Origin of the sequence: Streptococcus oralis subsp. oralis (assembly GCF_002096445.1) — a bacterium.
Taxonomy (GTDB): Bacteria; Bacillota; Bacilli; order Lactobacillales; family Streptococcaceae; genus Streptococcus; species Streptococcus oralis_N.
In genome coordinates this window covers 285,731-300,695 of record NZ_NCUK01000012.1, presented here as the reverse complement: position 1 = coordinate 300,695, position 14,965 = coordinate 285,731, and the positions used below count along the sequence as shown (strand labels likewise).

Annotated in this window: 11 protein-coding genes; all 11 read right to left on the bottom strand. The window is 40.0% G+C overall.

Annotated elements, in window-relative coordinates; all coding sequences use genetic code 11:
• Positions 1-13: 13 nt before the first annotated feature.
• Positions 14-430, bottom strand: coding sequence for a hypothetical protein (locus tag B7721_RS02715; protein ID WP_084877380.1), 417 nt, complete (start codon positions 428-430; stop codon positions 14-16).
• A 70-nt stretch (positions 431-500) separates the two neighbouring features.
• Positions 501-5,291, bottom strand: coding sequence for a PBECR4 domain-containing protein (locus tag B7721_RS02710; protein WP_084877378.1), 4,791 nt, complete (start codon positions 5,289-5,291; stop codon positions 501-503).
• Positions 5,282-5,545, bottom strand: a complete 264-nt coding sequence (locus B7721_RS02705) for a hypothetical protein (protein ID WP_070683687.1) — start codon at positions 5,543-5,545, stop codon at positions 5,282-5,284. The genes B7721_RS02710 and B7721_RS02705 overlap by 10 nt, the downstream gene beginning before the upstream one ends.
• A 20-nt stretch (positions 5,546-5,565) precedes the next feature.
• Entirely contained in the window at positions 5,566-7,365 is a 1,800-nt protein-coding gene (locus tag B7721_RS02700; protein WP_084877377.1) for a VirD4-like conjugal transfer protein, CD1115 family, read from the bottom strand.
• Complete coding sequence (locus B7721_RS02695; RefSeq protein ID WP_084877375.1) at positions 7,362-7,880, bottom strand: hypothetical protein; 519 nt, start codon at positions 7,878-7,880, stop codon at positions 7,362-7,364. Before B7721_RS02695 ends, B7721_RS02700 begins: the two co-directional genes overlap by 4 nt.
• Positions 7,881-7,892: 12 nt before the next feature.
• The gene (locus B7721_RS02690) at positions 7,893-8,732 is read right to left on the bottom strand and encodes a hypothetical protein (protein ID WP_084877373.1); all 840 of its coding nucleotides are present in this window, start codon (positions 8,730-8,732) and stop codon (positions 7,893-7,895) included.
• On the bottom strand, positions 8,686-8,958 hold the full coding sequence (locus tag B7721_RS02685; protein WP_070683679.1) for a type III restriction endonuclease: 273 nt from the start codon (positions 8,956-8,958) through the stop codon (positions 8,686-8,688). Before B7721_RS02685 ends, B7721_RS02690 begins: the two co-directional genes overlap by 47 nt.
• Positions 8,955-9,599, bottom strand: coding sequence for a hypothetical protein (locus tag B7721_RS02680; RefSeq protein WP_084877372.1), 645 nt, complete (start codon positions 9,597-9,599; stop codon positions 8,955-8,957). Before B7721_RS02680 ends, B7721_RS02685 begins: the two co-directional genes overlap by 4 nt.
• A 19-nt stretch (positions 9,600-9,618) precedes the next feature.
• Entirely contained in the window at positions 9,619-12,255 is a 2,637-nt protein-coding gene (locus B7721_RS02675) for a phage tail tip lysozyme (RefSeq protein WP_084877370.1), read from the bottom strand.
• A 26-nt stretch (positions 12,256-12,281) separates the two neighbouring features.
• Positions 12,282-14,636 carry a VirB4-like conjugal transfer ATPase, CD1110 family gene (locus B7721_RS02670; RefSeq protein WP_084877368.1) on the bottom strand — a complete coding sequence of 785 codons (2,355 nt, stop codon included), beginning with the start codon at positions 14,634-14,636 and terminating at the stop codon, positions 12,282-12,284.
• A complete protein-coding gene (locus B7721_RS02665) occupies positions 14,596-14,943 on the bottom strand; it encodes a PrgI family mobile element protein (RefSeq protein WP_000197454.1) in 348 nt (115 codons plus the stop codon). Before B7721_RS02665 ends, B7721_RS02670 begins: the two co-directional genes overlap by 41 nt.
• Positions 14,944-14,965 lie beyond the last annotated feature (22 nt).

The following is a 14,965-nucleotide window of genomic DNA, read 5'->3' as shown; positions in this document are numbered from 1 at the left end:
AACCTCTAACAATTTATCGCAACCAACTGAAGATGTTTTTGAAAATAGATGATTGCTTATCACTATTTTCTACACTTTTTTCTTTCTGACCTTGTAACTTTTCAGCTAGGACAGAAAGTTGTTGAGAAGTTAGAGGCTGGAAAATCGACTGCCCAATTTGTATTTCTGTCAGTAAGATTTTTTCTGTGAGTACAGCTTGAAATTCTTCATCTGTAATCATCTTGAGTAGCTCAATATTTTCTTCTTCCCACTCCAAAAGAGCAGGATCTCCTTCAGGTAGTTGAGACTGTTCTTCCTCTAGTTGCTCCAGAACTTTTTGGCGAGTCAAGTCTTTAGCGGTTGGCAATACTCCTTGAACTCTGTCTCCATCCATGATTGGAATAAAGTCTGAAAGGATGATAATCAGTTGTTCTTCTTGTTCATTAGTCATGAGTGTTGTCCTCCTTGATGATGATTTGTTTTTAATTTGACCTTGGGTTTATTTGGGGTGTCCCGTTCGGTCATTTCGAGAAACCCTTCTCTTTTTTTGATTGTGCATCTGCTTTCAACTCCTGCTTGTGATCTTCGACAGCCTGCTTGCTCTGATCTTTAAACTTCTCCAGTTTTTGTTCAAAACTACGCTTCGTTTGTTTCTCCTGACTCAATCTTAATTGTTCCAATGCTTGATCCATCCGAACCATTAAACTTTTAGCTTCTTGTTGGACAATATCTAACTGTGCTTCTAAATCAGCAAGTGTCTCCTTATCAGCAGACCACCCAGATAGATAGTTAAAGGAATACTCTGACGTATCAATACCATAGTATGAAGAAACAACATAAGCAACACTTTCAGCCTGGAGTTCAGCAGTGCTTCTAGTTAGATTTTCTTTTTGAGGATTATCTGCATGATGCAACTCTGCATGAGCCATCTCATGTAAGAAAGTTTTAATAATTTGAGCCTTGTTCATCTCATTACTACGTAAAACAATTTGATTTTCTGGGACAGAATAATATCCATGTTTATTATTTTCCATCTCCTCAAATCGAACCGATACATCATTTTCTTTTGCAATAGCCATCAGGGCACGGTAAAGATTTGCATAGTCCAAATCAGTCAGCTGTTCTTTAACTTCTGCAGCTTTTGGCATCTCCTTTCCTTCTGTCTGACTAACATCAAAGACTGGTACTAGGCCAAAGAATGTGACAGTTTCTGGCTTCCCATTTTTATCCAATATTGGTTGGTTATTTTCGTCCTTTTTGATTTTCGTCATAGGTTTAAAAATACGTAAAGCCTTCTCACCTTTTTTCACATAGCGGTCAAAGTTTTCTTTCCACTGCTTGAAAGAAGCTACTTGCCTTGCTTCAGGATTTTGTGCAAGAATTAAGCGTAAGTTACGATTAGAATAATTATTTAGTTGGCTCATTTTCGTTAGATAGTCTCTGTACTTATCCGAATCCAGAAACTCCTTAATTCCTTCTTTAAGGTGACGACTTAATCCTGCCATATCTTTATTTTGAATAAAATCTGCGACTGCAAGACTGCTAGCTGCTAAAACAACTTCATCTGCTTGTAGACTCTCCTCGACCTCTGGTTTAGAACCTGGTTTCGATCTAAAATCATACGGATTCGTTCCCTGAAGCAACTCCTCCTCATCAGAAACACCGTCAGCATCAGCATCACGTTTCAACTCCTGCTTATTACGTCCTTGTTCTTCTAGTTTGATTTCTTCATCTTGTGATTTCTCAAATTCATCTCGAACGGTTGCGATCGTTTGTTCAACTTTTTCTGATAAATCTTTAATCTCTTTTTGCCATTTTTCTACAAGAGCTACTTGTTCCATAGGTGAGTCCTTGACACCCAACTTCTCAAACCAAGCAGATAGATTTTCGACCTCAACACTATCCATTCCATCAAAAGAAATAAATCCTAGACGACTATCATGACTACTATCCGAAAAACCAATCGGACTATTTTCTGACACTCCGTAAGGTACTTGAGATAAAAGTTGTTCTGCGTAAGGAGTATCTTCCAAAGCGTAACTAAACTGAGAAATATCTAACTCACTCGCCAATCTCTCCAGATGATACTGAGTGAATATGGTCCCATCTATCTTCATCAATTCTGGGTGCTCCCTCATTTCTCGTGTTCCAAGTCTTTCTTTATGAGTGATTGGGTTAATCTCCTCACCGATATTGTAACGAATGCTATCCTGGATCAGTTCACCATCAGGAGCGTAGATACTAAACTGGACCTTTGTTGGAGAGATGTAGCCTTCTGGGTGACCACCAGTCACTTGTTTTAGCTCTTCCTGATGTAACTGATAAAAGCTCTGGTTGGCCTTATATAGCTCCCTAGCGAAATCTTGATAAGATATCAGCTCGGTTTCTTTAAATGCCAATTTAGGCCCATCTGGTCGCTCCTCAGCCCATTGAAGACGTACATGGTAGTTCTCCTTATAGATGTGATCTTGTTGCCATTCTTTATAAAAATCTGAATTTGTATCTAGGAGATGATCTTCTCCAGCTGCAGCAACAATCTGATCAAATTTATCATTGTGCAGTTTCGCATAGTCAAGATACTGATTCCAGGCTTGATGAAATTCTTCTGGAGTCTTTGAGATATCAGCTGGCACACCTAAATTATAGACAGTATCTAAGACTTGAGTAAACGTAGCCGAATCAAGTAGGGGGCTATTCAGTGTGTTCTCTAGCGTTGTTTGTTCAATTTTTTTAGAAACTTCTTCAAACTGCTTATTCTTCAAAACTGACAGCATTTCTGCACCATTGTCTTTAACATATTCTTCATTGATTGAAAGTTGCTCAATGTGACCACCTCGCTCTCTATAAACACCGAGAATGATCTTTTCATCCAACGATTTAACATTAGTTGCAAGCTCTCCCTTGAGTTTCATAAGAGAGGCTGGAATTTTTTCATCTCCGATATCTTTAAACAGTAGTAAGAAATCTTCATCTTTTGCTTTAATAGCTTCACTCATATTGAGATTGTGAAGCTTTTCAACACTGCTCAAATCATCTAAAACAAAAGAATGTGGATCTAAAATATCACGCAACATAGGAAGAACCTGTAATTTATCCTTAATTGCATTACTAATCAACATACCGTCATAATGCCCCTGACCATTTGCAATATCATCTAGGAAATTTGCTGCTCCCTTTCCCTCTTCAAAAGGTCTAATCCCTGAAAGATGGATAAAGTTATCCTTTTGAAAAGTCACCTGAAGCACATTCTCCTCTCCATGATCCGCATAAACAAAGCTGATCTTACTGTCAGCCATTTCACTTAAATACCAGGACGCTGTACTTTGAATGGAGGGCGCATATTGGTTCAAACGTCTTAAATCGGCAGGTGTAATTGGGTGATAATTCCCCACTCGCCGTTGCACTTTATCATAATTTGTGCTAAACTGTAAGTAAGGATAGGATGATGTCGGGTGACTGGTAACAGTTTGCTCAAAGGTACTTGTTTCAAGTACAGGTGAGGTACTGCCTTCAGCTTTAGGCTGTAAAGAACCCGTGCCACCACTGGTCCTATCATTCATTTGCTCCTGAGAACTCTCAGGAGCTTTTTCTGTGCTCTGATCATCTTCTAGAACTACTTCATCTTGCTTTTTTTGTTTGGACAATAACTTGTTTACCACCTCTTTTTCCTCATCCGTATTAGGGTGATATTTAGGAGATAGTTCAAATTTACCTTCCTCCGTCAATTCTAAAGCAACTCGACGTAGCCCTTTTATAAAATAGATATTTGGTTGTTTTTGCCACTGATTCACTAAGCCCTCATCAATTAAGGCCTGTGTTGCTGGTTGAATGCTCGTTTTACCCATTTGTTCAGATATAGCCTCAAGTCTAGTCAACTCTTTTTGATAGCGTTTGAGAGTAGCTTTGGTAAAGAATGACTCTCCACGCTTAGCTTTTTCTAACTCTTCACGGATTCTAGGTATATTTTGAACACTCATCTCCAGACCACTTCCCTGACGATTAAATCCCATTTCTTTCAAACGTTGTTGGTGCTCCAGGCGCTCTACTCGCTCTTCCTGTTGCCTAATCTCATCCATCTTCGAGAAGATTTGACCTTCTATTTGTTCTTGCTTACGTATAAAGCTAGCACCGCCTCGCTTATCATTCATGGGTTGTCCATTTGTTAGCGCTTGGTGGGAATAAGCCCTTGAAATAGCCTCGTCTTGTTCACCCCTTAGTCGTTCCAATTTTCGACGTGCCTGTGCAAGACGACTGTTGTCCGGTGCGTCTTTCTCCAGTTGTTTTTCCTGCTTCAGGATCTCATTCCAGTCTGTCTTCTCCTGGCCTTCACGTTGTGGTGGTCTTGCATCGACAACTGGGATTTTTTTCTCCCGTAGTTTAGTGATAAAGTCTGTGCCTGCTTTATCACGATCAACTGCCAGCGTGATGAGATCATCATATTTGTGATCTTGGAAAAGTGTGGAGGTTTCCGCTGCAACAGATAAGAATCTCGAGGTACGTGTTAGTTCACTAGACTCAGTATAATCTCTTTCATCCATAGGAATATCCCCTCGATCCTGTAAAGTTTCAAGAACATAGTGAGACAAAACTCCCTCTTTTAATCCTTCCATCGCAACCAGCCGAACATCGTTTAATTCGCCCTTATGAAGCTCATAATAGCTCATTAGGTCAATTGGTGCCTCTGCCACAATTAAACGCTTAGGAGACCCTATAGAAACGTTTAAACCACTGATAGATTCTGATTGATACATGATTTGTTTCAAGTATCCTTTGCCAGGATGACGTTCTTGATCAGGAACAAGTCCCTGGAGGCTCGCACCTACCAGTTGCTGATTTCTGTCCAAGTATTTAAAAACCAATACGTCTTCTATAACACCATCTTTACCTGTACGTTTGGCTTGGGCTAGTGTCCCCTTCTCCAGAAAGAAGTCAATTGTATCATCAGAGAGTCCTCTAACCTCCTTGAGATAAGCTCTTGCCTCTACAAATGGTTGCTCATGAGAGGCCAATGTATAGTTAAATGGTTTACGCACGTCCTCCATTGGTTTCGCTTCAGGAAAGGATCCTGTCTCTAAGAATACCATTGCTTCCTTATAGCTGACATTTCGCATTTCTTGGACAAGACTAATGGTGTCCCCATACTTATCTGCTTGAGAATACCAATGCCAGACATTCTTGACCGTATCGATCTTAAATGAGTCATGCTCGGCCCAATAATACTCTCGATGTGACTTTCGCTTCATCTCCATTCCAAGACTACGAGCTACTTCTAAAATATCCAGCGATTTTGCCTGTGCTTTTGTTAAAGGCATACTCTTTCCTCCTCTACTAATTCCTTAAATAAAAGATATCCTTCAGGAGTTGCATCTAGTTCACTAACAACTATTGGATCTTCCTGACTAGTCGTCACAAAAAGATGAGGAGCTAATTGATAGAAAGTCTCCTCATCTGCCTGTTTGAATAGTTGCCAAATAGCATAACGTTCTGTGGCTAAATTTTCTAGTTTTAATGCTAGAACCTGCGAGATACTCTCCAGGTATCCTAATTGTGTTTTAGGTGTTTCCATCCTACTGTCCTTTCTGTATGTTAGGCCACGAATAACTCTTTTAGCTGCGGAGTCAAATCGTTAGCATATAAAAGCAAGCCGTCGATGTCTGTTCCTTTTCGAGTGTATTCGTACCAGTTTTTTTTGTCCTCAGGAGAATTTGCAATCTCATCTTTTCTGGGATGATCATCGACACTTGCTTTTTCATCTCTGAAGACATTTTGTTTAGAAATAAAAACCAGTCCTTCTTCTACCCCAATTCTTGAGACCTCATCTGGAGTTAAAAGTGGACGGCCTTGAATTTGTTTATTTTCACTTGATGAGCCATTACGATAACTATGCGATTTTGAGGTGGACCGAGTGCGTATAGTCTGCTTACCTGCCCTTGTAGAATAGTATTCCATCGTATCCTTGTCATTTGTCCCTAAAAATAGGTGAGTAGCACAGTTATTAAAGATTGTCTTCCAATCGCTTTTATATAGTGATTCTAGCTGATTGACAGCTTGAATGATAATCTTAATAGACATCTCACGGCTACGAATAGAAGATAAAACCTGGGCGAAGTTTGGTATACGGCCAATTTGTGCAAACTCATCGAAGATAAACTGAATGTGTCGAAGATTTTTTCTACTGTAGCCAGGTACTTTCCCATGCAGAATATCATCAGCCTTATGTGTGAGAACCTCAAAACCAATCGCAAACAAGATTGAGGAAAGAAAATTAAAGGCGTTATTGGTTTCAGGAATAGCAATAAAAACGGCTGTCTTTTTCGTATTCCAGGTCTCCATTTCCATGGTATCCTCACTGATCAAGTTTCGTACATCTTCATGGTCAAAGATAGAATAGCGAGAAGACAAAATCGCTACCACACTGTTTCTTGTCTCACCTCTGAAGTTTTGGAATAATTTCCACTGTTTATAAGCATAGTTATTAGGTTGATGTTCGTTCAGTTCTTCAAACATCTGCTCGACAGGACTTGGTACATCTGGATCCTCTCGATACATATTTCTTAATAGATCCGCAACGTGACCCAGGTTTGGCATATATAACTGGACTCCAGTTTCAGGATCCTTCGAGTCAAAATATAGATAACCAATCAATGCACGTTGCAGCATCAACTCTGCTTGAACCCAGAAGTCCTCTCCAGTATGCTCACTCTTCTTCGTTCCCTCAGTAATTGCTTCAGAGATACGATCAATATCTAGCTCAGACTTCATGTAATGAAAAGGATTAAACCGATCTGAATTCTTGAGCCGAATCAAATCAAAGATTTTAACGGCATAGCCAGCTTTCTCAAGCATCTTCCCAACTTCATGTACCAGGTTTCCTTTAGGATCCGTCACAACAAAGTTTGAGTTCATCTGCATTAAATTTGGCAATACAAAAGTAAAGGTTTTACCATCTCCTGGAAGACCAATGACAATCACATTTTTATTGAGCTGAACATTGTAGGCTAAGCGAAAGTTAAATAGGCCCATTTTAACTTGTTTTGAAAAAATCATATTCTTCTCAAAATCAACGTCTTCAAACCGTTTCATTTCCTTCAAAGTCGCAAAACGAGCACTACCTTGTTCTTCTCCCTGGCGATATAAATTCTTATCCATAGAGGCATAGACAAGCATTGGGAGGCCGAATCCGATCAACCCTGCATACAAGGCTCCTGAATCAAAGAAAACACCAAAAGAGAAGCGTTCCCAGTGTTCTAGCAACCAACGAAGTCGCAACATTCCCATGAAAGGTACTGCTGCAGTCGAAAGTTGGTAGTAATGGTAAAAGGACTGGAAAATAACAAATGAAAATAGCCCCACCACCAGGTAGGGCCATATAGGTTTTCTAATCATCGTGTCTTCTCCTTCCCAATCTCCTTCGTAACAACTGGCATCATTCCTTTATAGACCTTATTTGTCTTATAGTAATTGATTTTATCTTCAGGAGTCATTTCATGTGGTTTCTTCAGCACCTTTTTAGCAAACTCTTCCAATTTTTCTGGGCTTTTCGTGATGTCTGCCAACATATCTTTGAGAGCCTTTTCTACCAGGGGACGATTTTTTGTTTCAAAGAAGAGATAGGTTGTATCATCTTTTTGATGATAAGTAAAACCTACCTTATACTCCTCCAGGTAATGCTTCAACTTAGCCAAGTGAACTTCACTATTTAATAACTTCTCGACATCTTTTTTTGATTTTGTGGCCATAAAATCATTAAAACGTGTCTCCCCTTCAAAAGTTTGATTTGCCGCCTTATGTTGTTTCTTGTCATAATGGGCTTTTGCGAGGGCATACAGAGCTTGTATCGTCATCTCCAGGGTAACTTTTCCTTTTAAAGCCAGAGAATGACTGACTTTTTCTTGATCCATGTAAGACCTCCTTTATTTTGGATAATTGGATAGTTCTGGCTTGGCAATAACCTGGAATCCGTAAGGCGCTGAAGGTTCTTCCTTCACAGTAACTACCAAGCGTTTCTGACTTCTGTTCTCACCGTCTTTCACGGCTACTACATAGGTTAGCTGATAAGTTGCTTCATCAACAATCAAGCTAGATTCCAAAATCACAGACTGCAGTTGACCTGCTTGTCTATCTATCGTTAATTGAGGAGCTACGAAATCAGCCATTTTCCCTTTATCAGAGTAAAGGGCTGGCAAAAAGTAACGTGAAAAGGCATCTAGTTCCCCTGTTTTTGACTGAATGGTTTTTAGATTTGAAAGTTCCTTGGATACGGCCGAGAGTTGCTTTTCTTGATGGTAAACTAGCGTAAATGATAAGCCAGCAAGTGTCAGACTTCCTACTAGACCAAACAACACCAGAACTCTTCCTAAATACACCCAAAAAGAGCGTTTAGAAGAGGTTGGAGGTTTGGGAGTTTCATGTTTCAAGGAAGAGGCTTCAGCTTTCTCTTCAGGAGTCTTCTCTAGATGTTTTGTTTTAGTCTGGCGCTTAAAGAGTGAGGTTTTTGCTTCTTTTGGTGCAACTTCCTTGTTATTCACCATACCAGGCTTCAGGAAGAGGCTATCTGCGATCCCTTCAAACGGCAAATAGACATCTTCTTGGTACACCACTACATTCTTTTTATCCAGTTCCTCTACCAATAAAACGGCTTCTGCCTCCTGGTGTTTAACCTTAGCATTTTCTCGCTCCAGCGCTTGATACACAAGATCCCGATTTTTATACGTTGTGGTCGTGTTTTGTGTCAGATTGGTTAAACGGTACATGTTTTTCAGCTCCTTTCAATTTTCCTTCAGCAAGAGCTGCTTTAATATCAGCCCAGGTTAAATTATGTTCAGCCAAGTAGTTTGATCGTTCCTCATGCTTGGCCAGAATGATTTGAGTTTCTAGCTGCTGCAGTTTCTCTTCTTCCTTCTTGGCCTTGGACATATAGTCAGCTAAGCGGTTTTCCGCTTTCTGTTTTTGTTTTTCCAAAGTTTCTAATTTTGTCATTGTTCCTTTTTCCCTTCTGTGCTTTGTGTTTGGTTATTGATTGGTTTGTTTAACGATGGAATACTCGCCTTTTCGCTGGCGTTCAAGCTGTCCACAATCAAAATAGGATCAATATGATTTACCAGGTATTTCCCATCTTGCTTGCTGAAGCGAATCCGTATGGTTCTTGAAGATCCTACGTTTGTTTGGGCGTTAGTATAATCATACTTCTTCTGTAACTGTGTCTGAGTGTATCTCACTTGAGCTAGGGCAACATTATTTTCTTGATCGATGTAGATGGTAGAAGACTTCATCTGTGTATCCACTACATAGCCCTTATAGGTTTGTACCGTTGGTTCTTCTTCAGAGTTCACTTCCTGATTGTAAGCAGCTTCTGTCATATAGGGCAAATAGCGATTTCTATTTTCTCCAAGATCCTGCTTATTGAAGTAAGCCGTCAAAAATTCCTTTACATATTCTTGCGTTAGTTCGCTTCCCTCTGCTTTGGTTTCTTGTTGAGTAGTTTCAGCATCCTGTTTAGCTTTCTTTTGCGCTGAGGTTGCTGCTCCAATCCAGAATACGAATCCTAGAACTAGCACAACTCCTATAAGGATTCCTCCTATTTTCAGGAGTTTCAATTTCTCCATATCTATCATTTTCATGATTTACCTTCTTTCTTTTTTAATTCGGTGTCGCAAACGTATAGTAGTAAGCTGGATAGATGACACGAAAATGGACCTTATCCTGTACTCCTTGGATATTACATTCTGAAACGAGGAATGAACCGTCTGGATTCACAGCTTCCACAATCGCAACATGGCCGTATTCATCTGGTGTTCCACCAAATCCACCTACTACTGATACAACAGCTCCTTTTGTTGGAGTTGTACTATACCGCCATCCTTTTGCGACCAGATTTGCTACCCAGTCCTGACCATTGCCAAGGTAACCATAAGCTCCTGATAAGTCTGTAATCGTTCCTAGTTCAACTAAACGATTATAGGCATACCAAGTACATTGTCCCACTTCATAACCGCTTCCTTGTTGTGTAGTCATAGAAGCCTGTGTTGGAGGGTGTTCCACTTTTGACTTATACTCTTCAGGGAAATTCCAGGAAGACGCTAACGCTCCACCTCCTCGAACTTGTTGAGTAAGAAAAGCGTGGATCTGCTTAGCGTTATTTTGGCGCTCTAGGACCTTGTCTCCAGAGTTCCCTTCCCAGTTAACCAGGAACCGCTCTGTAAGTGTCTCTACATCTTCTGTGCTGGTTAGAATTGAGGTCAGTTCAGTGATATAGTAAGGAGTATCCCCCTCCAACATAAAATCTAACTGCAGTTCTAAATCGTACCACTTTTTATCTTTTGATTTTGCATAATTCAATAATAGAGTATGCCTAGTAGAACCATCTGCTGTATCTGTCCACTGACCTAATCCTAAACCTCGATGAAGAATATTTGGATACCCACCATCATAGATAGCGGGCCCACTTATAGCTAACCAGGACTCATCATCCCAGGAAGAAGAATCAGCCCCTACTGGCGGACTAAGATAATCTCCTTCAGCACGTTTAGGATTGATATTACTTTCAGTTGCAAAGTTTCCAAGCATGGCTGCCAAACCATTATCTGTCAGCCCTGGTACCTTTTGCTTCAAGTAGTCTTTTATCGCTCGTGATTTTTGTCCTAAATCACCATCAAGTGTAGTAATGACTGAGGTTGTCTGATTGTACGTGACAGATTGAAAGTAAAAGCCTGGATTGACTGATGTCCACTTTTCTTTCTTATCCTTTGTCTCTTTTTCCTCCAATTTTTGATACTGAATGACCTGGTAACCATTTGCCGTTACCTTCCCAACCTCGTCTCCAGCTTTGACCTGATCACCGTCAGAAACACGGATATTTCCTACCTCTTCATAAGTAAAGATGGCTTTATCTGTTTTGATGGATACAGTAGTATCATCTGTCACACTGACTTGACCGTCAATAGGAGCTCTTAGAGCTTGTCCTGTTGAAGCTTTTAGTTGTGTTTTCTCATAGATTTCACTCTTAGAGGTATAACCAAACCGCTTCAGGATAACTAGAGGAGCATGATAAGAAGGGTCGTCTTCCTGGTAAAAGGGATTAGCTAGTTCTTGATAAGATGGGTATCGACCAACTTCTTTAGTCAAATCCTCTAGCTCTTTATACTCTTCTAACTCGCTATCACTCAACTTAGTCCACTTGAGATCTGACGAGGGGCCATATAAGTCAGCCATCTTTTTCAAGTTGTGAGGGTCATCATTCAAATGATTCCAAAGATCATTCAAGGCATCTGAATAGTGATTGAAACCTAATATTCCAGCCCATTCACCACCAGTCCCCTCATTCCAGTTACTTTCTGGTTTCCACTCACTACCGTAGCGAAAGTTCATGAAAAAGATCATGTCATCGATGTTGGTCCAATAGTCTACCTTATCATTTGACTTCTCTCGATCTCGTTTACTAATTTGAAGCCATGACTTGTTCAGGTCAAATTCATTTTGTTGGACAGGACCACTGCCTCCAAACATGGCCATAAATGCCCCAAATACTGCAAAGATGAGGAACATTAAGAAATAGGACTTGACAGCTAAAGGATTGGATAAGATGGAACGCAGGGGCTTTGTCGCAACCTTCAAAACCTTTCCTGTCCCTCTTGACACCTTCCCAAACTTTGAACCTGCAAGTCGCTTTCTGGCCTGTTTCATCTTTTTGCTGAGTTTTCCTTCCCAGGAGAACTCTCTAGGTGTTCGAGTATATCCTCGCCCTCTGATGAAATTATAACTTCTATTGAGCTGTCCATAGCTGTGCTTGATTGAATACTTGGATAATTTTCCTACAGCATTTAACGCTCTTTTAGAGGCGTTTATCTGGTACTTAAATTGACGAATGTTTTGCCTCGCCTGAACCCAGTCTCCAAGAATTTCATTATCCCTGACTGTCTTCTCAACGTCGTGTCTCGCTTTCATTCGAGCACTTTGTTTTGCACGTTTCTTTAGGCGGTTAGGGATATAACTGTCATCAGCCTTTTTAGCTCGTTTATAGAGCGTTGTTGCAATTTGTTTTTCTAACTTTGCTCGATCACGTTGTTGCTTAAAGAAAAGACCTCTAGCTGTTGCTTGAGGTCCTTTATGTAGTTTATAATCTTTGTTCGCTAAGCGATAATTCTTCTTAGCTTCTTTAAATGCAACTTTTGAGTCTAAACGTGCTTCTTTAGGCTTTTTTTCAGCATTGAGGGCTAATCCTTCTTTGATTCTTCGCTTGCGTTCCTGTTTTAATTGTTTGCGATTACTTTTAGACAAAAGAAATTACCTCTCTTTCTATTTTTTTAACTATCTGTCGCAACCAATTGATACAGTTTGGTATCTTTAGGGATAGGATTTTCAAATGGAACAATCGTATCTCCAGCTACGATCAAACCAGTACCTTTTGCTTTTGGTCGCAAAACAAATCGCTCCAGTGAAGGTGTAAGAGGAATTACCTGCTCCAGGGCTTCTAGGTCTGTCCGCTTCAGCTTCAGGAGGGCTAGAAACTCACAGTTTGCGACTAGCTTTCTACCTTCCTCTGTAGATAAAACAGTCTCTGGGTTCTGGGTAATCCCTGTTGGAATAGCCCCGTACTTACGAATACGTGAGTATAGCTCTGTAAAGAAGGTTGCTTGCAGTTTATTTTTGAAGTATAGCTGCAACTCATCGAAGTACAACCATGTAATAGCTTTTCCTTGATTATTGACTACCTGGTTCCAGATGAAGTCCTGAATCACCAGGAGGGCAAATGGCTTCAATTTACCACTCAACTGCTTCAGATTGAAGATAATAAAGCGACTATTCATATTGACGTTTGTAGGATGTGCGAAAATATCATTTGATCCAACCGTATAAGGTTCAGCCTTCAGCGCCAACTCCTTGGCCACATCTTCAGGTTGTCGTTCTAAAACTGATTGCCAATCCTTAAATGTTGGTTTTTCAAATTCCTCATAGGTCTTTCTCGTTACACGGTCAATCATCGCAAATTCATCGTCTGATACCTCAGAGAATATATTTTCAAACAAGGTTGATAAGAGGTTTGATTTTTGGCCAATCGGGTCACTATCTTCTGCCTGCAGTTTATCCTTATCAGGAAGATCCAACAAGTTAAAGTGATGTTGCGATCCAGGAGCGATTGTGATAATTTCTGCATCCAATTCTCGGCCAATACCAGTGTACTCATCTTCAGGATCGACGATAATAATATTATCTTCAGGGTAACGTAGAGTTGTAGGAATTATCTCTCCACCTTTAGCAAGAACAGACTTCCCTGATCCTGACGTTCCAAAGATACAACCTGAACCTGTATTCAAGTCTTTCTTACGGTCAACTGTGATAGCGTTCTTAGATAGCTGATTCTGGCCATAATAAATTGCACGTTGACTGCTAGATCGAAGATCTACGTTGGTAAATGGGACTTGTGTGGCCAAGTTACTGGTAGTCATATCTCTCATAAAACGGCGTTTTACGTTGATAAATGGAATCCCAATCGGTAGAATCGTATTCAAGGATTCTTCCTGGTACAAGTAACACTTATCCAGTTCTACCGTATTCTTACGGACAGATCGTTGAACCTGCTCAGTGTAGATATTCAACTCTTCCAGAGTGTCAGCCATGAAGAAAATCGTCATCACACCTGAAAACATTTTTTGGTCATTGTCCTGGAGTTCTTCAGTCCATTTCTCTGTTTCACGAGATGTCTCCACAGCCTTCCCACCAACAGCAAGATCACTTCCGTAACCTTCTTTTGCTGCAGCCTTCTGACTTTTGATCATTTCCCTACGTACACTTGACTTAACTGTCTTGATTTTCTTTAGGGCATCTGCAGTATCATAGGGCTTCGCATGCAGACTGATAGCCAGTTCAATTCCTGTATCCAGGATATTCTTAATCAGTTTGTCATTCAAGAAGGTAGGATATTGTCTAACATACATCACCCTTGCGAAACAATCATCAATTTTCATATGATCTTTTTCAAACTTCAGATAGTTTGGAGCTACAAAGTCCCTGGTTGATAATCCAGAAATAGCAATGTCTTCATAGTTGAAATCAATAAAACCTTCTCGCCTCAAGAGTTTTCGGAAGATAAGAAGACGATCTAATCCCTCTAACTCCTTAAAGGAGATTCCTAAGCCACTGTACTGACTTTCAATAACGCTGGCTGTATCATCGAGGATTCTTCTAGCTTGATGATCCTGGTCTGTTTGGGTTGTAATCGTCAGATACTTTTCTACCTTGAAGGTATTTTGTTCCTGAGAAAAACGATCATTGATCATCGCATTGTATTCTTTACGATAATCATCATATCCGTCTCCAACCAAATCATAGCGAATAGAAGATAAGCTATTGCTTTCTACCCTACGATTTAGGATCAATAGCTGCATATCATTATCAATATCCAGCGAATTAAAAATATCAGCGTTTGTTTCAATGATATCAATTCGCTCATCATCTGTTGCAGTAATATAGCTTGTATCACCTAGGCGATAGGTCTTTGAAAATTGATCATTTGTAATTTTCATGAGCCCATCAGGCATCAACCATTGATAATTAAGACTATTCTGTGTAGATGCCGTCATGGTACGTCTTAGACGTTTGGCCCGTTCCCGTTCTTCCTTAGAGAGTTTCAGGGTTTTCTTTCGGCCGAATAAATTCATTTCTTGTATATTCCTTTCTGTCATAATCTGTCTGATAAGATCGTTCCTGCTTAGTCAAAAGGAAACGAACCTCATCTTTAATTTTTTCATCAATATAACACCCGAAAATAACAAAAGGCGCTAATAACAAAATATCAACGCCATAAAGGATTATATCAGGTGCCTTCAGCCAATAGAGAATAGTAGTGACAACTACTGTCAATGCTATCCCAAATAGTAGCACTAACTGTCTCAGTGTCATATACCCTATAACTGGCCTTTCGTAGCTATCTAAAGCCTTTAAAAATTCACTGCCTAAACGTGTCATTCTGTTCCTTTCTTCAGTACCT